Below are 21770 nucleotides of genomic sequence, written 5' to 3' on the forward strand. Positions count from 1 at the left end.
GTTCAAATGAACCTAAGTTCTTCTCGCAAACGTAACTAGACCTAATTATGAAGAAGTTTGACATCCCCGAAATTTACAAAAGCAATATCATTGGTTCTATTAAAGAACTTAGACGCTCCAAGGATAAATTAAAAAAAGACTTTTCTCCAAGTCATCTAGACTTTGGTCCTGTTGAAATTCTCATTGCTCGTCATTTTGGTTTTTGTTACGGCGTTGAAAACGCCGTAGAGATCGCCTACAAAACCTTGGAAAAACACCCAGACGAAAGAATATTTCTGTTGAGTGAAATGATACATAATCCTGATGTGAATCAAGATTTATTATCGAGAGGTGTAAAGTTTCTTATGAACACCCATGGAGAAATGCTAGTGGATTGGTCAGAATTAACCTCCGAAGATATTGTAGTAGTACCTGCTTTTGGAACCACGCTAGAGATTCAGGAGAAATTAAATAACCTAGGAATAGACCCTTACGCTTTTGACACCACTTGCCCATTTGTAGAGAAAGTTTGGAACAGAGCTAGCCAGATTGGAGAAAGGGGATATACCGTTATTGTTCATGGTAAACCAAAACACGAAGAGACCAGAGCTACATTTTCTCATAGTGTAGCTAAAACACCTACACTGGTGATCAAGGATATTAAAGAAGCCCAGAAACTGGCCAAATATATTACAGGTGAATCTGATTTTAAGAATTTTTATGACGATTTCGAACATCAATATTCCGAGGGTTTTGACCCTACTAAACACTTACAAAAGATTGGCGTAGTAAACCAGACTACTATGCTTGCCTCCGAAACACAGGAAATTTCGGAATACCTAAAACAGACGCTGATTAGTCATTTAAATCTAACTCCAGCAAAGGAAGCCGAACATTTTGCAAACACGCGAGACACCTTGTGCTATGCCACCAATGACAACCAAGACGCCACCTATGCCTTAATAGAAGAGCAGGCAGACCTGGCTATTGTAGTGGGTGGATACAACAGCAGTAATACTTCTCACTTAGTGGAACTCTGCGAAAGCAAACACAAGACTTACTATATTCAATCTGCCAAAAGTCTCTTATCAAAAGAAAGTATAAGTCACTTCGAACTCCATACAAAGCAAATCGTTTCGTCTGAATCTTATATACCTAAAAAAGACAAAGTCAAAATTCTTTTAACCTGTGGTGCTTCATGCCCAGATGCGGTCATGGAAGAAGTATTATTAAGAATAGTGTCCTATTTCGACAATACATTAAATATCGAAAACGTTATTAAGCGGATAAGTTTCTAATACCTTTAAGCTCAAGATCAATTTGCTATTTCGGCTTAAATATTATATATTTATCGTACAGTTTATAAAAAGATATTGGAGTGTTAACCTAAAACCTTTAATCCTTATGTCCATGTTAGAATACATAAAAATGATATTGGAGAAGGTAAGTTTTGACCGTAAGTTATTTGAAAAAGAGTTAATTAAAGGAATGAAGCAATTGGTTCCTACAGAAATTAATCTCTTGAAGGAATGGTGCTATAATGAATATGGCACCGCATACAAAACTCTTCTTAATAGAATTTTTAGAAGACCCCAATTCGCGTAAAGAAAGCCCTTCGACGTGGTAGTGTACTACCAACATACGAAGGGCCTTTTTTTATCTATTAAACAATAACCTTTCTCCTTTCTTCTCTTCAAAAAACGCTCCTTGCGAATAGGCCAAATGACCTGAGACGATGGTATGCGTTACACTAGATTTAAATGTATGCCCTTCAAAAGGCGACCATCCACATTTATAAAACAGTCCCTCCTTGGTAACTTTTGAAGACCTATCCAAATCTACAATTGCAATATCAGCCCAATACCCTTCGCGTAAATACCCCCTTTCCTTTATCTCAAAACAAATGGCTGGAGCGTGACTCATTTTCTCGACCACTCTTTCAATGCTAATCTTACCTTTAGCACTAAAGTCTAACATCGCCTGTAAACTATGCTGTACTAATGGAAGACCTGACGGTGCAGCCCAATAGCCTTGCTGCTTTTCCTCCCATTGGTGTGGTGCATGATCAGTGGCAATAACATCAAACCTGTCATCCAAAAGAGCTTGAAATAGTTTGTCTCGGTGATCATGTTTTATCGCTGGATTACACTTTATCTTAGTACCCATTTCTTTGTAATCTTCAGCATCAAACCAAAGGTGATGAACACAAACCTCCGCCGTAATTTTTTTATCTGCTAATGGGATATCATTTCGGAAAAGCTCAATTTCCTCGGAAGATGAAATATGTAAAATATGAAGCCTAGTACCATGTTTTTTAGCCAAGTCCACCGCCATAGAAGAAGACTTATAACATCCTTCTTCATTTCTAATTAAGGCATGTATGTCATAAGGCACTTCCTTATTAAGATACATTTCCTTATAACGTTCAAAATTAGCCTTCACGGTAGCCTCATCTTCACAATGCGTAGCTATTAACGATGGAAAATTGGAAAACACCTTAGAAAGCGTGTTCTCGTTATCCACAAGCATATTTCCTGTAGAACTTCCCATAAAGATTTTCAAACCACAGATATTACTCATATCTGTTTTCATGACCTCCTCATAGTTATCATTAGAGGCACCCATATAAAATGAATAATTGGCCAACGAACCATTTTCTGCAATGTCATACTTTTCTTGAAGGAGCTCTTGCGTTAGTGCATTGGGAACAGTATTAGGCATCTCCATAAAACTGGTCGTTCCACCTGCCACAGCCGCTCTAGCCTCCGTATAAATATTGGCCTTTTGTGTCAAACCAGGCTCCCTAAAATGAACCTGATCATCTATAACACCGGGAAGCACATATTGGCCCTTGGCATCAATTATCCTATCCACTCCTTCTGAAGAAATTTCCGCTGCTATTCTCTCAATTCTTCCTGCTTTAATCAACAAGTCGGCCTCTACGATGCTACCTTCATTGACCAGTTTACCGTTCTTAATTAATATCGTTTGCATAATTATACTTTTTTCAACCCTAAATAAGCCTTTCTCCTAACCTCAGTATACTCGGCTATTTCCAAACACTTTCTAAAATACGCTTTAGCTAATTCGTTTTGACCATTTGCAAGATAAATATTACCCAAGCCTAATAAAGCCATACTTTTCAAATCTGAAGTCTCTCTCCCGTCTTCCCGTATCTCCATTGCTTTTAAAAGCTTAGGCAAAGCTAACGCTCTCTTCTCTGACAATAAATCAATTTCTGCACTAAAAACCAAAGACGCTATCTGATAATCGGCTCCTTTGAATGTTTTTAAGGTCTTAATTTTCTCCGCTGCCACATTTGTCTCTCCATTGGCAAGCAACGCTTCTGTATATTTTAGAAGAAAATCAGGGTTTTGAGGATACTTTAAGCTTAATTTCTTTGTTAGACTTTCTGCTTCTGATGCTCTATTTTCATATTTTAGACAAATACTTGCCAGAGTGAATGCTGCTTCTGTCTGTGTAAAAACAGCACCATTTACGGCCTTTCTTAAATCAGAGAGTCCTTGCGTTTTATTACCTTCAGCAAAAAAGTATATAATAGGTTTTATACTCGGATGAGTTTCTGGATACTGAACTCTATAATATTTGTAAAGGCCATTCGTAAAATAAAACTCGGCATTTTTCTGTGCCAACCCTAAACCCTCTTTTAGATATCCATATGCTTTTTTAGCCTCAAATCCTGCCTTAAGATAATCCTTTCTATCATGATAAGCTCGACTTATATAACCCTGCGTTGCCAAAAGATAAAATGTAGCGTCTACCCTGTACTTTTTATCAACATACATTTCTTTAGCCAACCGCTCGCAAGACTCCAAATGACGTAAATATTCCGAAAACCTCACTTGATTACGCTCAATTGGTCCATATTCATATTGAAGCATTAATGCCTTCAATAAATAACCCACTGGGTGATTATCGTACTTTAGATAAACTGGTTTAAAAATAGCCTCCGCCTCTCTAAATTCTAAATTATATAGCTTATCTAAGCCCGCGATCGTTATCTCTTTACTTTTAGTATCTTCCGAGAATTGAGCATTAGCAATTCCCGAGAATAAAATACTTAAAAAAAATATTACTTTTTTCAAATTACTATATATAAAAATAGCCTTTCCAGTAAACTGAAAAGGCTATCAAAAAAGAGATGATATATTTTATAGTTGAGTAGGTAGTTGTACCGACTTACCAAGATAATTCATAACAGCGTTATAGTCTTCTAAAGAAACTCCAGCAGCTTTAAGAGCGATCGCTTCAGTTTCTTCTACAACCACAAACTTAACAGTTAATGCAAATTGAGGTTTGTAAGAAGTGCTACCACCAAAAAGAGCAGTTTGGCTCTTATAATATAAGTTTGCTTGACCAGTTTTGTAAGAGTATTCTAAAGACTCTACAGAACCATCTATTTCCTTAGAAAAAGAGATTGGTAATTTTATTTTCTCATCACCTGTTACAAGATATGCCAAAACAGATTTATCGGCAGTGATAGTAGCATTTGGAACAGCAGCTCCACCCCAAGTACTTGTAGTGTTAGTACCTATACCAGCACGTTCAACATTTCCCCAATCAGCAACGGCTACGGTTTTAACAAAGCTCTTAACATTTGCATTACCATTTGTTCCATTTGTTCCATTTGTTCCATTAGTACCATTTGTTCCAGCGGTTCCGTTAGTACCATTTGTTCCGTTTGTTCCAGCGGCTCCAGTAGGACCTGCAGGACCAATAGGGCCAGTGTCTCCTGTGTCTCCTTTACATGATACGAAAGCTACTGTGGAAGCTAAGGCTAGTACGCTAATAAGCCTAACTATTTTGTTCATAATTTTAAGTTTAAGATTTAATTGACTTCAAGTTTTCTTAGCAATATTACTCGATTTATAAGAACTTTGCAAACTACAAGACTCGATAATTTATTTTACGGCATCTTAATTAATCTTTTAAATAATGCAATCACCCAATTCCCTTTCTCAGGTCGCTGAATTTCATAAAACTTTCCAACATCCAATAGTTGAAAAACCGCAAATCCCATCTCAAAAAAGATGTGATTTAAGGGTTGAATTAATTTCAGAAGAGCTAAATGAATTAAAGGAAGCCATTGCTAATAACGATCTTGTGGAAGTGGCAGATGCACTTTGTGACATTCAATATGTTCTATCTGGAGCCATTTTAGAGTTCGGTCTTGGCGAGAAATTCACGGCCTTATTTGACGAAGTCCAACGTTCCAATATGAGTAAGGCATGTGCCACAGAGGAAGAAGCTCTTGCTACCATTGCTCATTACAAGGAGAAGGGGACAGATAGCTATTTCAAAAAAGACGGAGATAAGTTTTTAGTGTTTCGTGAAGGAGACCATAAGACCCTTAAAAGTGTTAATTATTCTCCTGCCGACCTAAAAAGCATTCTGGGGTAATTATGAATACTATCCAATCCAACATTAAAGAAATTCAGGACAAAATAGGGCATTGCAAACTTATCGCCGTTTCTAAAAGACAGTCAGAAGAAAAAATATTAGAAGCTTACGAAGCGGGAATAAGAGACTTTGGAGAAAACTACGTTCAAGAGTTGGTAGATAAATACCAAAATCTACCCAAAGACATCCAGTGGCACATGATAGGCCACTTGCAAACTAATAAAGTCAAATACATCGCTCCGTTTGTTAGCCTCATACATTCTGTAGACTCCATAAAACTGCTCAAGGAAATCAATAAGCAAGCTCAGAAAAGCGATAGAATCATAAACTGTCTTTTGCAAATTCATATCGCTCAAGAAGAGACTAAAACAGGTTTTGACGAAGAAGAAATTATGAGTGCCATTGAAGCGGATTTTAGCCAATATCAAAATGTGCGGATCATTGGCCTGATGGGCATGAGTACTTTTACAAGCGATAAAGAAGAAGTGGTGAAAGAGTTTAAAAACCTACAGCAGCTATTTGAAAGGATAAATCAAAAAGCACCAGCTCTCTCTTTGAAAGAATTGTCTATGGGGATGAGTGGAGATTGGCCAGAGGCCATAGATAATGGAAGTACAATGATTAGAGTGGGTAGTTCAATTTTCGGAAATAGATTATGAAAAAGTATTTTTTAATTTCTGGTAGTGCTTTCGGTGTTCTTGGGGTGGCACTTGGTGCCTTTGGAGCTCATGCTTTAAAGGAAATGTTGATTAATGCAGGTAATTTAGACACCTATGAAACTGCCGTGAAATACCAATTTTACCATGCTATAGCTCTATTAATGACAGGTATTTTAGCGAAAGATTTCCCGAACAAATGGAATAAATATGCCGGTAATACTTTCATTGCTGGAACCGTAATATTTTCGGGTTCTTTATACCTTATTTGCTTTACGGGTATTAAAACTTTTGGAGCGGTGGCTCCCATAGGCGGCACGCTACTGTTATTAGGCTGGGTCTTCCTTATACTTTCCTTTGTCAAAAAGACTTAGCCTTGTAAGGTTAAGCTCCAGAACGTCTGCCATGCTTTTACAAGCATTGAAATCCTTCGTTCTGTGATGCTCATTCAAGTCCGATTTTAGCCTTTCTAAATTTTGAGGTAAGTAATTATTATCTTCTCTCATCACCTCCATGAGGTTATTCAACCTCTCTTTTTCAGATTTTATTCTGTTACCTATCAGCGTTCTTTCCTCTTTCTGATACTGTTTAACAGACTCCGGTGTCATATATTTTATTCCTAACTCAATAATGGCATTATTCTCTTTGAAATATTGAGGCATATAAACCGACTTGTTTCCTTCATAAGATTGCTGGTCAAAATCTATTGCCCTTATTCGGTAATGAAAATCCTCAAAGTCGGGGGTGATAATAACCACAAAGTTAGCGGAATGCATATCACCCAAAAGCCTTGCGAAGCATCGTTCATTGAATTTAATAAACTCTTTTGCCAGTCTAATAGGATTTAGATTAAGATCATTTAAATGATACTCCATGAATATATCTCCTGGTATACCTGCAATGTGCTCTTCTACCAGAGTATCTTTATTGGTAATGTAACTCAGTACATTTGGAGACAATAGGTGCTCCAGTTCTAAACCATATACTCTTGAAGAATCTGCATTTTTAATATAGAAATAGTCGTAATTATCATTAACCTTATTAATTATTCTTACTCTAAAAGGTGAGGTGTTGGCATAGGTACAAGTGTCTACCCTATCTACCACTAAATGTTGAATGACGGCTTCATCGCCATCGGTTTTTAAATCGGCATAAATAACTTTAAGGTTTTCATAAATCTCCTTAAGATCTGACTGCGAATAAAATACCGTTTCCCACAGTGTATCATTATTGTTTTTATCCATCAACGGTATCCTATTGTCGATGCGTAGCAAATCACTGTACTTTAATGGAATTTCTCTCTCTCTTCCATATTTCTGTAAATATGACCTCAATGAGGCATTTATCTTATATGGAATTTTTTTCTTTGAAATAAGAGCCATAAATAGTCAGTTTTAGTTTTTCTTAAATTTTTCTTAAAATTTTGCAGCCTTATATAATAACTTTGACAAAGTACAGTTAATGTATTGAAATTGCACCTCCATGAGGCGTATTAAAGCGATTTGCAATGTTTAATATATGTATCATTCATCAATAACTAAGGCACTTAGCCCTAATAAGAGCGAATAAAAACGTATCTTTGCATTCCTTTTTCCCTAAAATATAAAATTGACTAAAACATTTCAAAATGGAACATTCAGAAAGAAACAACAATTCAGGCTTAAAAGCAGGTTTAATTATTGCCATAGCTTTAGCTGCGATCCTTGGTTATCTTTATTATCAGGAACGTCAAAAAGTAGATAACAAAACCGTAGAGGTTAGTCAGGTTAATAGGGATCTTATGTTAGCGAGTTCTAAACTTGACTCGATAGGCACTCAGCTGGATAGCAAAATTGCAGAAATCTCTGCACTTGGTGGTCAAGTAGAAGAGCTTCAGGTTCTTAAAGCTCAATTAGAAAAAGATAAAAAGAATCTTATTTATTCTAAGAATGTAAGTCTTAAAGACTATCAAACTAAAATCTCTAATTATGAGATGGTGCTTAGTCAAAAAGATAATGAAATAGCCAAACTTAGAGAGGCTAACATGATCTTAACTAATAAAAACGAAACTTTAATCAGCGAAAAAACAGAGCTTATTCAAACAAATACTGCTCTTGAAAACACAAAAGCCGCTCTTACGGATTCTGTTTACTCTGTAAGTGTTAAAAATTCGGAGCTTAGCGAGAAGGTCTCTCTAGCTTCTACCTTAAGACCAATGAATTATGCAGTTTCTGCTATCAACTCAAGAGGTAGAGAAAGAGATGGTGCAGAGTTTAAGTCTAAGCGTGTTGATAAAGTAAAAATTGCTTTCAAACTTGCTGAAAACCCACTTACTCGTAAAGAAAACAAAACCATACTGATTAGAATAATGGATCCTAAAGGTGCTGTAATTTCTGATATGGCAACAGGTTCTGGAACTTTCAGTTTCGCTGGTAAAGAAACGGTTTATACCGCTAAACAAACGGTAATGTTCACAAATGACGGTCAAACTGTTGACTTCATTTATGACAGAGGAGCTTCTTATGAGTCTGGAAAATATACGGTAGAATTATTTTCTGAAGGTTATAGAATCGGTCAAACAACTTTTGACATCAAATAATCTTCCGAACGGAATTAAAAAAAAGGGTTTCTCAAACGAGAAACCCTTTTTTTATGCCTTCTATCATGCGTAACCTACTGCACAATGCCGTTTTCTTCATAAAGCATTTGGAGAACAGTTTCACCTACTGCTTCTAGCGTATTGACGTCAATAGCTTCTAAGTTATCATTGTGGGTATGCCAATGGTCAAAGAAAGTTTGATTGCCACCTATTTTTTGGTCAATGATATCAATCATCGGTATTTTTCGATGTTGTATCACGGGGATATGATCATCTAAAATGTCTCCGCCAATAGGGGAAAGAAAAAAGGAACTAAAACCTTTGGCACTGGCTATATTCCAAACTTTATTCACCACAGAAGGTGCCACCTGCATAGAAACCTTGTCTTTATAGAACGTAGCCCCTTTAGCCCCCACCATATCCAATAAGACGCCATAGAAAGCAGTGTAGTTTTCTTTATGAGGATTTTTAGCCCAATACTCCGAACCCATCAAATACCCGCCATAATCATTTAAAGCATTACCCGGAAATGAATCTGGCTTTCCGCCATCCTCCGCATCAAAAAATATAAAGTCAATACCAACATTTGGCTTTTCTATGGCCTGAGCTATACTTTCCGCTATTTGCATTAAAACCGCCACACCGCTGGCTCCGTCATTGGCTCCAAGTATTGGCTCTTCTTTTCTTGCCTCATCTTGGTCTGCCACTTCTCTGGTATCCCAATGTGCCGCTAAGAGAATTCTTTTTGTGGCTTCCGGATTATAAGAGGCTATAATATTTCTTGCAGAAAGGCTTTTACCCTTAAAGGAATAAGCTTGAAACTCCTGCTGCTCCACCAAAAGCCCATAACCTTCCATGGTTTCCACTATCCAGTCGCCACATTTTTTATGACCATCGGTATTTGGAAGTCGTACGCCAAACGACAGTTGTTTTTCTACTTTTTCATAAGCTCCTTTGGAATTAAAATCAGGAGCTAAAACGCTTGGCTTAGTCGCTTCAAATTCTTGATTACCGGACGATTCCGAGCTATCAGACCTACATCCTGATAAAAAAGAAACAGAGAGAATAAAACCTAAAATTTTGATTGTTGACTTCATCTATTTAACTTTGATAACAATATAAAGTCCTTTACGGACTAGCTTTTCTAATAAAACATGTACAAAATGAGAAAGACAATAGCCGCTTCTGTGGTCATATCATGCCTTTTCCTTCTAACTTCTTTCAATGACAAACCTAATGAAAAGTCAGCCATTAGATATGTCAATTATTCTATTTTTGGCAAAGATTATGCTAAAACACCCATTTACGATAATACATTAAAAGAACATGTTTACTATATCGTAAGCGGACATGGAGGGCCAGACCCAGGTGCCATGTTTCAAATGGGAAACGACTGGCTCTGCGAAGATGAATACGCCTATGACGTCAGTCTAAGGCTGGCAAGAAACTTAATAAGCAACGGTGCCAGAGTCTATATGATTACCCGTGACGAAAACGATGGCATCAGAGACGAAAAAATTCTTGCTCCAGATAAAGATGAAACGGTTTGGGGTGGTGCTAGTATGCCACTTAACCAAAAGGCCAGATTACGTCAGCGAACAGATATAATCAATCAGCTTTATGAACAAAACAAAGCCAAAGGTTTTAAAACACAACGTACCATTATTACGCATGTTGACTCAAGATACGAACACAAAAAAGTGGATGTTTTCTTCTACTACAATGAATTTAGTAGCTCAGGAAGATCACTAGCACACTCCATTTATAATACCGTTAAAGACAAATATGACGAACATCAAAATGGCCGTGGCTATGAAGGTGTGGTAAAATCTCGCGGTCTATGGATGCTAAATGAAACCAAACCTACTGCGGTCTACATTGAACTTGGAAATATCGCTAATGAGTTTGATCAAAGAAGATTGTTAATTCCTAATAACAGACAAGCCATAGCCAACTGGGTTTCTGAAGGTATTAAAAAGGAAGAGTAAATTACTCTTCCCAAGCCCAATCAATTCGATGCTTTAAGTCTTTAATAACCATGCCATTATCTTTAAAGTAGGCCCTGATTTGGTCTACTTTATCAAACTGTCTATTGGCTTTATATTCTTTATAGAGCTCTAACATGCCATTTAAAACCGAAGTATCAGTTCCATTCTCTTCTTCCGACAAACCAAGGATATCTTCAAAAAAGCGAATGTAATTTTCTTTTAAACTATTAAACGTTTCTTCTCCTAACTCTGCAGATGACAGCTGTTTCATATACATCATGTTGATATACTTCAACATGGTAAACAAGTGTGCTATGCCAACGGCTGTGTTCAAATCGTCTCCTAAGGCCGTGTAAAATCCTTCAATGGCCTCATCTACAATGCCTTTCTTTTTTAAATCAACCTCCACATCGGCAGTTTCATAACCTAAAGACTTCACTATTATAAGGCCATTCAATAACCTTCTAAATGCTTTCTGAGAGCCCTTTAAGGCATCGTTAGAGAAATCTAAAGTACTTCTGTACTGCGACTGCAACATGAAGAACCTCACTGTCATTGGACTGTAGGCTTGGTCTAATAATTCATGATCTCCCGTAAAAAGCTGAGCTGGCAAAAAGCTATTGCCTAAAGACTTTGACATCTTTTGACCATTGACCGTAAGCATATTGGTATGCATCCAGTATCGCACTGGCTCTTGACCTGTAAGGCTAGTTCCTTGAGCTATCTCACACTCATGATGTGGGAATTTCAAATCCATTCCACCTCCATGAATATCAAACTGATCCCCTAAATACTTGGCACTCATGCAGCTACACTCTAGGTGCCAACCTGGAAAGCCCATTCCCCAAGGACTAGGCCATTGCATAATATGCTCAGGAGAGGCATTCTTCCAGATAGCAAAATCTAATGGATTCCTTTTTTCAGACTGACCGTCCAAAACTCTGGTTTCATTTAGTAAATCTTCCAGAATTCTTCCAGAAAGCTTACCATAATTACCGCCCTGCTCATTGTATTTATTGATATCGAAGTAAACAGAACCGTTTGACTCATAGGCCAAACCTTTTCCTATTAAATCTTTGACGGCTTCAATCTGCTCTATTAAATGCCCAGTTGCCGTAGGCTCCACACTTGGTGGAAGGAAATTAAACTGCTTTAATACGTCATGAAAATCGTTGGTATATCGCTGCACCACTTCCATAGGCTCTAGCTGCTCTAGCTTAGCCATTTTACCAATTTTGTCTTCGCCCTCGTCTCCATCTCCTACCAAATGTCCTACATCTGTGATGTTTCTGACGTACCTTACTTTGTAACCTATATTTTTGAGATACCTAAAAAGGACATCAAAAGTCAGAAAAGTACGGACATTGCCCAAGTGAGCATTGCTATAAACCGTGGGGCCGCAAACATACATTCCCACGTAACCTTCCGTTAAAGGCGTAAAAACTTCTTTTTTCCTATTCAGCGTATTGAAAATCTTCAGCTCTCTCATTAAGTCTTTTTAAATTCCGCACAAATCTAATTGATTTGGCATTAACGAACTCCCTCAAAAAGCAAACAATCCAAAATGGACTTCTTAAATTTGGGTTTACGAAAATTCCGTTAGGAGACATCTCCTTTACTAACAACATTGCATCAAATAATGTTTGACTTCAAAAAACTTAAGCCTTTAGTACATTCTAAGCTTGTGAAAAAGAAGGTGAAACCTGTTTTAACAAGAGCCGTTTTTAAAGAGGTCTTACAACCCAAAATACCCGCAGATGCTCTCGAATACTGCACCCAACTTTGGGAGGATAATCCTTTTTCTTTTTCTATTACCAAAACCCGTAGTACCTGTTTGGGAAATTATAAGTTTCAAAACGGACACCATACGATAACCGTAAATCATGATTTAAATAAGGAAGCTGTTAGCAGAAGGAAATCTCTTTATGCCCATACGATAACCGTAAATCATGATTTAAATCCATATAATTTCCTAATAACCTATATCCATGAAGTGGCTCACCAACATGTGGCCATTAAACATCAGAAAAATAAACCCGTACCTCATGGAAAAGAGTGGAAATTGAATTTTCAACACCTTATGATTCCCGTGTTAAATGAATCTGTTTTTCCTTTAGAAATACTGAAACCTCTGGCCAAACACATGATTAACCCACCAGCATCATCTACCAGAGATGTTATACTGATGAAAGCCCTAAAGTCTTTTAATGAAGGTGGGCAGGCCAATAGCTTATATTTAGAAAATATACCTGACGGTCAAACTTTTATTTTCAAAAAACGTAAGTTTCAAAAGATTGAAAAACGCAGAACTCGTATTCTGTGCCAAGATGTGATTACTAAAAGGAAATATACAATACCCATCATGGCAGAAATCGAACTGCTTTAGAATGATTTTTAAATCGATGCGTTATTAATAACAAGTCACCTCAGTGTCAATTTGAAAAAAGTATATCTACTATTCTTCATTTTTACGTTTTCTCTCCAAAATACCTTTGGACAAGCCAGCATTTTATCTGAAGGTTCTTGGTTTAAAATTCCTATTACAGCAAATGGTGTTTATAAAATTGACAAAAGCTTTTTAGAAAAAACGGGTATTAACCTTCAAAATTTAAACCCCCATAATATCCAAGTTTTTGGAAGTACAACAAAGCTTTTACCTCAGCCAAATAGCTCTACCAGAGCCAAAGATTTACAAGAAATCAGTGTTTTTGTGAATGATTCCGATGGGAAATTTGATAAAGAGGATTATATCCTTTTCTATGCCGAAAACCCAGATGACATTTATTTTGATAGCCTTAAATTAGGATTGGTGCATGAACAACATCCTTATTCCAATAAAAACTTTGTCTTTCTAAAAACGGATAGTAAAGCATCCAAAAAAATAAAAACGCATACACCTAAAAGCTTGAGTTTTGAGCCTATAACTTCTTTAACTCATTTTGAATTCTACGAACCCGAATATACCAACCTACTTAATTCTGGTAGAGAATGGCTTGGCGAATATTTCTTTTCGGAGTGGAAATACAAATTTGAAGTGGAAGGATATCTTAAATCAGAACCAGTTTCTTTAGGTTTCCAGTTTGTTGGTCAAACTTTTGAAGATACCGAGTTGGCCATAATAGTGGGCGGGGAAGCTAAGGTCAACGTAACATTACCGAAGATAAACTACAGATGGAACGATTACTTCAAAAGATATAACAGAGCGGGCGAAATAGCACAAGGCGTACTTCTTACACAGAATCAAGAGCTGTCGTACACATTCCAGCTCCCAAATGATCTTGATATTTCTTCTGGCGTTTACCTAGATTACTTCGACCTGTCATTAAAAAGGGAAATCAAGTTTTACCCCAAACAGCATCAGGCATACCTGATTCATAAAAACAGTGTAAGTTTTAATATTCCTCATAACTCGGCAAAGCAAATTGTATGGAATGTCAGCGACCTTTTTAATGCAGAAAAGCTAAACTCAAGCGATGCCACTAAGTTTCAATTTCAAAAATCAACAGAAACTGCCAAGCTTGCCTTTTTTAATTTAGACAATCTCATTACCCCCACTCAAATTGAATCCGTTCCAAATCAGAATTTAGCCCAACTAGAGGTACCTGACTTACTGATAGTGTATCCTAAGTATTTCGAAAAAGAAGTTAAAGAACTGGCAGATTTTAGAGTCTCAAATGATAAACTAAAGGTGGCATCCGTAGAAATTCAAACCATTTATAATGAGTTTTCAGGGGGAAAAACCGACCCAACGGCTATCAGGGATTTTGCTAGGTCATTATGGCTTAAAGACCCCAATAAATTGAAGTATCTTTTACTTTTTGGAGACACCAATTTTGATATGAAAGGCTCCAATAATCTAGACTATGTAAAACAGGACAGACTTATTCCCACCTATGAAAGCAAAGAGTCTCTTGAGCCTATTTATAGCTATTCTTCAGACGATTATTTCGGATTCTTAGAAGACCATGAAGGTGAGTGGCCAGAGGGCTACTCTTTAAATGGAAGATGGAAATCAACTTCAAACAGAGATCACAGTCTAGATATTTCTATTGGCAGGCTTCCTGTAAAAGAGCGTATAGAAGCCAAACTTTTAGTAGATAAAATCATTTACTATAACACCAACAAAGGAAGCTGGAAAAGAAAAATCAGTTTTGTGGCCGATGACGCCGACTTAAATATACATCAAAGAGATGCTGAGACTTTTTCTGAAATAGCACTTCAGAATAATGCGGCCATTAGACCAAACAAAATTTATTTAGATGCATTTCCGCAACTCAAAACAGAACTTGGAGAACGCTCTCCATTAGCTAAAAGCACCTTCGAAAAAGCCATAAGTGAAGGTTCTTTGATTATAAATTATAACGGACATGGCTCGGAAGATGGCTGGACGGATGAAAAACTACTTACGCTAGACCAAATTTTAAGATGGCGAAATAAAGACAAAATGCCTATCCTCTTTACCGCTACCTGTGCATTTGGAAGATATGATAACCCCGCCGCAGTTTCTGGTGCAGAGGCTGCCATTTTAAATCCAAATGGTGGAGCTATAGCCCTACTCACCACTACTAGGCCTGTTTTTTCCAGTACAAACTTTAAAATTAATCAGGCTTTTTATAATAGAATTTTCTCAAACACCGCCGAAACAACCAGACTCGGTGATATTTTTAAGGATACCAAAAATAATTCTATTGACGGGGAAGTCAATCGCAATTTCTCACTTCTAGGAGACCCATCAATGGCCGTAGTTTATCCTAAAATAAATATAGCATTAACTTCCATAAATGGAGAAAACCCTGAAGGCACTGTAATAAACGGCTTATCAAAAGTATCAATGAAAGGGCAGGTTGCGGATGATAATTTTAATGGAACCGTGGATATTACGCTTTATGACAAAGCCATTACCAAAAAAACAATTGGAGCAGATAACTACCCCTCTATGAACTTTAAGAGTATTGAGAGCAAACTCTTTGAAGGAAAAGCGAAGGTTATAAATGGTAAATTTGAAAGTACATTTTCCATTCCCAAAAGTGTAAATGAACAACTGGAAAAAGGACATTTTTACTTTTACGCCATTAGCTCAGACAGCACCAAAGAAGCTATAGGCGGATTTAATAACTTTCTAATTGGGGGTACTTCAGAAGATATTATAACCGACGCCAACCCTCCAGTATTTGAGATGAATTATTTCGATAAAGAGCAATTATTGATCATAAAAGCATCAGATGAAAGTGGTATTAACATTTCATATAATCAGCAAGGGAAAGCCATGGTTTTGGTATTAAACGACACGCTGGAAATACCACTTCATGATTATTATTCTGCCAGTGAAGACGCTAAAAATGGTGAGATTATTTATATGTTTTCTAAATTGCCTGCAGGTAAATACTCCATTAAGTTAAAATTGGCAGACGTCTATAATAACGCCAGAGAAGAGGCGTTAAACTTTACAATTAATGAAGAATCACTTACTTTGACCCATTATTTGCTTTATCCAAACCCTGCCAACGATATTGTTAGCCTGAAAGTTGAACACAATAAGATAGGGGAAGATTTGCGTTTCGAAATTTCTTTTTTAGATATTTCTGGTCGATTAATGGCAAAAGAGATTAGAGATTGTTATTCTTGTGAAGCATCAATAAGTTTTGGTATGAATCTTGAATCCTATTTCACAGTCACGGGTAGGTATTTTTATCAGGTGATTGCTACGCAGTTATCTAATAATGACAGGAGTTCCAAAGGTGGTAAGTTTTACTTTTGGAAATAAAAACAAAAAGGTGGTAAATTTGGGGCTTGCTTGAGCCTAATAATAAATATACATTTATATGAAAAATCGTTTCATTGCGATTGTTTTAGTCGGTTTTTTCCCTTCTGTTCTTTTCGGACAGTCTCTTACTAAAGATTACAATATAGTATCGTCTGCGGTTCCTTTTTTAACTATTTCACCAGATTCGAAGGCCGCTGCATTAGGTGATGCAGGAGTAGCTTCAACCCCAGATGTAAACTCAATTTATTGGAATACAGCCAAATTGGCGTTCATAGAAAAAAGTGCTGGTGTCAACTTCTCATATGCCCCATGGCTTAGAGATCTGGTTGGAGATATGGGTCTTTTAAATGCCTCTGGTTACAAAAACCTTGGTGATGGTAAAGCTATAACCGCAGGATTTACCTATTTCAATCAAGGTTTAATAGAATTCACCACCAATACTGGAGCAGATGCAGGAAGCTTCCAATCTCGTGAATTGGCTTTAGCTTTAGGTTATGCCATGAAACTGGGTCAGGATTTCTCTGCCGGCATTAACTTAAAGTATATCAACTCTAACCTGATTGGCACGCAAGCCATCAATAATCAATCGAGTAAACCAGCAAAATCTGCTGCTGCCGATTTAAGCTTTTACTATCACAAAGATAGACCAACGGATGAGTTGAAAAAGACAGATATAGCTTTCGGACTTAACATTAGCAATGTTGGAGGTAAAGTTAACTATGGTTACGACAAAGAGTATTTCTTACCAATGAACTTGAAATTGGGGACTTGTTTTACACTTAACGCAGACCCTCAAAACAAATTTAACTTCCTTTTAGATTTTAATAAATTACTAGTACCTACTCCTCAAGAAGATGGAACACTTCCAGAATATGGCACCATCGAAGCTTTATTTAAGTCTTTTGGAGATGCTCCTGGCGGATTCAAAGAGGAATCAAGAGAAATCACGACCTCTTTGGGTGCTGAATATATTTATCAAAACCTTTTAGCGGTAAGAGCGGGTTACTTTTTTGAACCAGAATCTAAAGGTGGAAGAAAATACGTAACCATGGGTGCAGGAATTAAGCTTAAAGAACAATACGGTTTAGATTTAGCTTACCTGATTCCAACTAAAGCTGGCAACCCATTGGCCAATACATGGAGAATAACTTTAAACGTAGATTTGCCGCAAAAGCAGATAGCTTCTACCGCTCTCAATAGTTTTTAATAATCCAAAGCATTAAATGAAAAAAGACGAGCAATTCACTCGTCTTTTTTTGTGCCCTAAAAAGGCATTAGTCATGATATACTTTCTCACCCTTATTAAGCCAAACTCCCCATCTCTTATTATAAGCGTGAACTTTTGAGGTTTTTTTACCTGACATATCATAAACGGGGTTCCCTTGGTTTACCCATTCAAAAATACTCCCATATAGATTGGAGACATTCTTAAAGCCTGCTGCTTGCAATTTCTCGCCTATCTTTTCGCTTCTTACGCCTATGGAGCAATAGATTACTATATTGGCGTTTTTATCCACATCAGAAACTCTAGTCATATTAAAATCGTCATAGCCAATCCATTTCGCATTTTTTAAATGGCTGACATTAAACTCCTCTCTTTCTCTGGCATCCAAGAACACCGTTTTAGCAGGCTTGCTTTTAGATAATTCTTCTACAGATATAGTAGGCACGGTCTCGTGGAGCATGGATTTCAATAGAAGATTAAAGGCTCCACTCTCTACCTGAGCTAAACAAGAAATATATGCCGTAAAAGTCAGTACAACGGTAAACAGAATCTTTTTCAAAGTAACTTTTATTTTATAAACGAGTATATAGAATTAAAAGATTCAAATATATTGTTTTTTAGTATTTTGCATTATCAACAGAACTAACCCTTAGAAATATTTATGAAAATCCTTAAGGCCATTTGGCCGACGTTACTTTTGGTAACATTACTCTATCTTCTAGGCAAATCCACGCAACCGTACCAGCCATTGGTAAATTGTTTAGCCCCTTCACTGGTTTCTGGCAAAATGCTGAAACAAACTCAAAAAAACCAGAATCACTATCCCTAAGTGGTTTACAAGAGGAAGTCATTATTAAGTTTGATGAGAACCGTGTACCACACATTTTCGCCAAAAATGATCATGACCTTTATTACGCCCAAGGCTACACCATAGCTTCAGACAGGTTATGGCAAATGGAGTTTTACACCTTAGTTTCTTCAGGTCGTTTGACAGAAGTAGTAGGAGAAAGAGCTTTAGAATATGACCAATATAATAGGAGAAGCGGCATGAACAAGACCGCAGAAGAGATCATTAAACGTTTAGATGAGGTTCCAGAATTAAAAAAGACTTTAGAAGCATATGCTGATGGTGTAAACGCATACATTGCTACACTAAAAGAGAAAGATTTACCCATCGAATATAAAATCCTGGGTTATCAACCTGAGCCGTGGTCACCAAAGAAAACCATGCTTATGATGATGAACATGCGAAATCAGCTTAATGGTGGAAGTACGGATTTCAGACTCACTAAGCTTGCACAAAAATATGGCATGGATGTGGTCAATGAGCTTTTCCCTGACTACCCTAACATGGCTGAGCCTATTATTCCAGTGGGAAGCCCATTACTTTTTGAGCCATTAAAAGTACCCGAAACTCCAGACTTAATAGCCGCATTTCCAGAAGATAAAACGGTGGCAATGAGCCTTAAAAACCCGCGACCAGAAATTGGCAGCAATAACTGGGCAATAGCGGGCTCAAAATCTGCGACAGGTTTGCCTATTTTGGCTAACGACCCACATCTAGGCCTTTCATTTCCTTCTATATGGTATCAAATGCAGCTTACCTCGCCAAACGTAAACGTTTATGGCTCTTGCTTACCAGGTGCTCCAGGTGTCACTATAGGCTTTAATAAAGACGTGGCTTGGGGAGTTACCAATGTAGGCCCTGATGTTATGGATTTTTATAAAATCAAATTCAAAGACAACACTCATTCCGAATACTTCCATGATAACCAATGGAAAAAAACGATCAAAAGAGTTGAAACTTACGTTTTAAAAGATGGTAGAACAGTTTCAGACACGGTAGTTTCAACACATCATGGACCAGTGATTTATTTTGAAGATGATTCCAAAAACTTCAACAAATCTGTTCCTGCAGGCTATGCCATGAAATGGATAACTCATGATAGCTCGCCAAAAGATTTAAGTTGTTTCTTAGGTCTTAATACTGCCAAAAACTATGAAGACTATATGGAGGCTTTGTCCTATTATGTGGCTCCTGCACAGAACTTCGTTTTTGCGAGCAATCAAAATGATATTGCCATTACGCCAAATGGAAAATTACCCTTAAAATGGCATGATCAAGGTAAATTCCTTTTAGATGGAACTAGGGCAGACCACGACTGGCAAGACTACATTCCTAGCAATCAAAATCCTCACGTTAAAAACCCACAACGTGGCTTCGTTAGTTCTGCCAATCAATCTGTTGTTAGCCCTAAAGATTACCCTTATTACATTGACTGGACTTTTGCACCTCCCTATAGAGGAAAGCAAATCAATAATAGACTAGAAGCCATGAAAGACGGAACTGCAGATAGTCTTAGAAGTGTCCAAAACGACAACTTCAACTTGGCTGCCAAATGGTTTTTACCTTCGCTTATCAGCATATTGGAAACCAGTAACACCTCCAACACGGAAGCTTTGAAGTTGTTAAAATCGTGGAATTATCAAAATGATGCTCACAATAAAGCCGCTTCCATTTTTGAAACATGGTTAAACGTCCTAATGACGAAAATCTGGGATGATGAATTTCCTGAAAATCAAAACTTGATGTACCCCTCTGAAGATAAAACACTGGATCTCATATTACATCACCCTGATTCAAAATGGTTTGATGATGTCAATACCAAAAATAAAGTAGAGACCTTAGCCGACATTGTAAGTCAAAGTTTTAACGAAACAATAGACTCTTTAAATAAAACCTACGGACCACTCTCCGACAAATGGGAATGGTATAAAGTAAAGCAAACAGCTATCCGACATTTAATACCAGCCTTTGAAGCTTTTAGCACTTTAAATATTGAAGCTGGCGGAGGAAAAAGAATAGTAAATGCCACGACAGACAAATGGGGACCCTCTTGGAGAATGGTGGTGGAATTGGACAAAGAATGGCCAAGAGCATATGGTGTTTACCCTGGCGGGCAATCCGGAAACCCTGGTAGCAAATTTTACGATAACATGGTCAATTCTTGGGCGGCAGGAGAATTAAAAGAACTTCTGTTCCTAAAAAACGCTAGCCAAGAATCTGATAAAATAATTATAAGTCAAACCTTAAAACCATCAAAATGATATACCTAATAATTCTAATCGTTGGAGCTATAATGAGCTTTTTCGGACCTTGGTGGATTGTGGCTCCCATAGCTTTTATTGCATGCCGGTGGAAAGCCACCTCTTCCAAGCAGGCCTTTGCTCAATCATTTGCAGCACTTTTAAGTCTATGGATGACCTACATCATTTATATATTCCTTAAATCAGAAATCAATTTTGTAAACAAGATAATGGGAGTTTTAACCAGTACACCCGCTGGTTTTAGTACTGCTGCTAACCTTTCTATTGTTCTTCTCGCTACTGCCCTATTGGCTTCTATTGTGGGTGGAATAGCAGGTTTAGCTGGCTATAAACTTAAAAAAATATGAGTAAACAGCTGTTTGTTAGATTAATTCCCATTTAACCTAAGCGAGCTAAAAAATAAAACTATATTTGCACCTCATTTTTAAGAACCTAATTATTGATATTAATGAAACAAATTTTAAGTATCCTTTTTGCAGTGGCCCTATTAGCGTCTTGTAAACAAGGAGGACAAGAGGGTACATCTGGACAAGCTTCAGGTAGAATTGTCTATGTTAATACAGACACCTTACTGACCAACTATGAATACTACAAAGAAGTAGTTAGCGAATTCCAAAACAAGCAATTTGCACTGGAAAACGAACTGAAGAAAAAGTCAGAGTCATTCCAAAATGAGGTAGCTTTATTTCAAAGAAGAATTCAAGCAGGTGGTATGACTCAACAGCAAGGTGAAACTACCCAGCAACAACTGCAACAAAAAGAGCAAGATATCTTATTATATAGAGATAATGCTGCGGGCGGTTTAGCTGCTGATCAAGCTGCCAAAACAGACGAGATTCTCTCAAACATTCAGGCATACCTTGAGAAATTTAATGAAGACGACCGTTATGATATGGTTATTGGATTCTCAAAAGGTGGTGGTGTATTATACGCTAAACCTAATTTAGAAATTACTAAAGAAGTTTTAGAAGGACTAAATAAAGAGTACGCAGACAAGAAAGGACAAAAAGGTTTTAGTGTTACAGATAGTACTGCTACTAAGTAATAAACT

The 21770-nt window shown here is 37.2% G+C and carries 20 protein-coding genes; 13 read left to right on the top strand and 7 right to left on the bottom strand.

What is annotated here, in order from left to right; translation table 11 throughout:
- Window positions 1-47 precede the first annotated feature (47 nt).
- Both ACTBZY_RS21300 and ACTBZY_RS21305 read left to right on the top strand, forming a co-directional pair.
- On the top strand, window positions 48-1277 hold the full coding sequence (locus tag ACTBZY_RS21300) for a 4-hydroxy-3-methylbut-2-enyl diphosphate reductase (protein WP_463048410.1): 1230 nt from the start codon (window positions 48-50) through the stop codon (window positions 1275-1277).
- Between the two features lie 112 nt (window positions 1278-1389).
- The gene (locus ACTBZY_RS21305; RefSeq protein ID WP_463048411.1) at window positions 1390-1584 is read left to right on the top strand and encodes a hypothetical protein; all 195 of its coding nucleotides are present in this window, start codon (window positions 1390-1392) and stop codon (window positions 1582-1584) included.
- A 51-nt stretch (window positions 1585-1635) separates the two neighbouring features.
- Here the strand turns inward: ACTBZY_RS21305 and ACTBZY_RS21310 are convergent, their stop codons facing one another.
- The 3 genes from ACTBZY_RS21310 to ACTBZY_RS21320 all read right to left on the bottom strand — a co-directional run bounded on the left by ACTBZY_RS21310 (window position 1636) and on the right by ACTBZY_RS21320 (window position 4811).
- Window positions 1636-2973, bottom strand: coding sequence for a dihydroorotase (locus ACTBZY_RS21310; RefSeq protein ID WP_463048412.1), 1338 nt, complete (start codon window positions 2971-2973; stop codon window positions 1636-1638).
- A gap of 2 nt (window positions 2974-2975) precedes the next feature.
- A complete protein-coding gene (locus ACTBZY_RS21315; RefSeq protein ID WP_463048413.1) occupies window positions 2976-4085 on the bottom strand; it encodes a tetratricopeptide repeat protein in 1110 nt (369 codons plus the stop codon).
- A gap of 66 nt (window positions 4086-4151) precedes the next feature.
- On the bottom strand, window positions 4152-4811 hold the full coding sequence (locus tag ACTBZY_RS21320; protein ID WP_463048414.1) for a hypothetical protein: 660 nt from the start codon (window positions 4809-4811) through the stop codon (window positions 4152-4154).
- Between the two features lie 124 nt (window positions 4812-4935).
- Here ACTBZY_RS21320 and ACTBZY_RS21325 point away from each other — a divergent pair, with 124 nt between their 5' ends.
- The 3 genes from ACTBZY_RS21325 to ACTBZY_RS21335 are packed head-to-tail and all read left to right on the top strand — an operon-like array spanning window position 4936 to window position 6430.
- On the top strand, window positions 4936-5400 hold the full coding sequence (locus ACTBZY_RS21325; RefSeq protein WP_463048415.1) for a pyrophosphohydrolase domain-containing protein: 465 nt from the start codon (window positions 4936-4938) through the stop codon (window positions 5398-5400).
- A gap of 2 nt (window positions 5401-5402) precedes the next feature.
- Complete coding sequence (locus tag ACTBZY_RS21330) at window positions 5403-6059, top strand: YggS family pyridoxal phosphate-dependent enzyme (RefSeq protein ID WP_463048416.1); 657 nt, start codon at window positions 5403-5405, stop codon at window positions 6057-6059.
- Window positions 6056-6430 (top strand): DUF423 domain-containing protein, encoded by a 375-nt coding sequence (locus tag ACTBZY_RS21335; protein ID WP_463048417.1) that lies wholly within the window; start codon window positions 6056-6058, stop codon window positions 6428-6430. Before ACTBZY_RS21330 ends, ACTBZY_RS21335 begins: the two co-directional genes overlap by 4 nt.
- On the opposite strand, the gene ACTBZY_RS21340 is transcribed toward ACTBZY_RS21335, so the two are convergent.
- Window positions 6386-7438 (bottom strand): hypothetical protein, encoded by a 1053-nt coding sequence (locus ACTBZY_RS21340; protein ID WP_463048418.1) that lies wholly within the window; start codon window positions 7436-7438, stop codon window positions 6386-6388. The two genes, ACTBZY_RS21335 and ACTBZY_RS21340, sit on opposite strands and share 45 nt — an antisense overlap.
- Before the next feature lie 245 nt (window positions 7439-7683).
- Here ACTBZY_RS21340 and ACTBZY_RS21345 point away from each other — a divergent pair, with 245 nt between their 5' ends.
- Complete coding sequence (locus ACTBZY_RS21345) at window positions 7684-8634, top strand: hypothetical protein (RefSeq protein ID WP_463048419.1); 951 nt, start codon at window positions 7684-7686, stop codon at window positions 8632-8634.
- Window positions 8635-8708: 74 nt separating this feature from the next.
- Here the strand turns inward: ACTBZY_RS21345 and ACTBZY_RS21350 are convergent, their stop codons facing one another.
- Window positions 8709-9731 carry a M28 family peptidase gene (locus ACTBZY_RS21350; RefSeq protein WP_463048420.1) on the bottom strand — a complete coding sequence of 341 codons (1023 nt, stop codon included), beginning with the start codon at window positions 9729-9731 and terminating at the stop codon, window positions 8709-8711.
- Between the two features lie 66 nt (window positions 9732-9797).
- Between ACTBZY_RS21350 and ACTBZY_RS21355 the strand changes: the two genes are divergently transcribed.
- Window positions 9798-10622 carry an N-acetylmuramoyl-L-alanine amidase family protein gene (locus ACTBZY_RS21355; RefSeq protein ID WP_463048421.1) on the top strand — a complete coding sequence of 275 codons (825 nt, stop codon included), beginning with the start codon at window positions 9798-9800 and terminating at the stop codon, window positions 10620-10622.
- Window position 10623: 1 nt separating this feature from the next.
- On the opposite strand, the gene cysS is transcribed toward ACTBZY_RS21355, so the two are convergent.
- Entirely contained in the window at window positions 10624-12111 is a 1488-nt protein-coding gene (cysS, locus tag ACTBZY_RS21360; protein ID WP_463048422.1) for a cysteine--tRNA ligase, read from the bottom strand.
- Between the two features lie 150 nt (window positions 12112-12261).
- On the opposite strand from cysS, the gene ACTBZY_RS21365 reads away from it, so the two are divergent.
- From ACTBZY_RS21365 to porV, 3 genes are read left to right on the top strand one after another with little or no spacing between them, the layout of a single operon-like run.
- The gene (locus tag ACTBZY_RS21365; protein ID WP_463048423.1) at window positions 12262-13008 is read left to right on the top strand and encodes a SprT family zinc-dependent metalloprotease; all 747 of its coding nucleotides are present in this window, start codon (window positions 12262-12264) and stop codon (window positions 13006-13008) included.
- A gap of 51 nt (window positions 13009-13059) precedes the next feature.
- The gene (gene porU, locus ACTBZY_RS21370; protein WP_463048424.1) at window positions 13060-16386 is read left to right on the top strand and encodes a type IX secretion system sortase PorU; all 3327 of its coding nucleotides are present in this window, start codon (window positions 13060-13062) and stop codon (window positions 16384-16386) included.
- Window positions 16387-16444: 58 nt separating this feature from the next.
- Window positions 16445-17593 (top strand): type IX secretion system outer membrane channel protein PorV, encoded by a 1149-nt coding sequence (gene porV, locus ACTBZY_RS21375; RefSeq protein ID WP_463048425.1) that lies wholly within the window; start codon window positions 16445-16447, stop codon window positions 17591-17593.
- A 67-nt stretch (window positions 17594-17660) separates the two neighbouring features.
- On the opposite strand, the gene ACTBZY_RS21380 is transcribed toward porV, so the two are convergent.
- A complete protein-coding gene (locus tag ACTBZY_RS21380) occupies window positions 17661-18170 on the bottom strand; it encodes a rhodanese-like domain-containing protein (protein WP_463048426.1) in 510 nt (169 codons plus the stop codon).
- A gap of 122 nt (window positions 18171-18292) precedes the next feature.
- On the opposite strand from ACTBZY_RS21380, the gene ACTBZY_RS21385 reads away from it, so the two are divergent.
- The 3 genes from ACTBZY_RS21385 to ACTBZY_RS21395 all read left to right on the top strand — a co-directional run bounded on the left by ACTBZY_RS21385 (window position 18293) and on the right by ACTBZY_RS21395 (window position 21764).
- Window positions 18293-20719, top strand: a complete 2427-nt coding sequence (locus tag ACTBZY_RS21385) for a penicillin acylase family protein (RefSeq protein ID WP_463048427.1) — start codon at window positions 18293-18295, stop codon at window positions 20717-20719.
- Entirely contained in the window at window positions 20716-21066 is a 351-nt protein-coding gene (locus ACTBZY_RS21390; protein WP_463048428.1) for a hypothetical protein, read from the top strand. The genes ACTBZY_RS21385 and ACTBZY_RS21390 overlap by 4 nt, the downstream gene beginning before the upstream one ends.
- A gap of 101 nt (window positions 21067-21167) precedes the next feature.
- Complete coding sequence (locus ACTBZY_RS21395; RefSeq protein ID WP_463048429.1) at window positions 21168-21764, top strand: OmpH/Skp family outer membrane protein; 597 nt, start codon at window positions 21168-21170, stop codon at window positions 21762-21764.
- The last annotated feature ends 6 nt before the right edge of the window (window positions 21765-21770 follow it).

The sequence above is a fragment of the Arcticibacterium sp. genome (genome assembly GCF_055134445.1).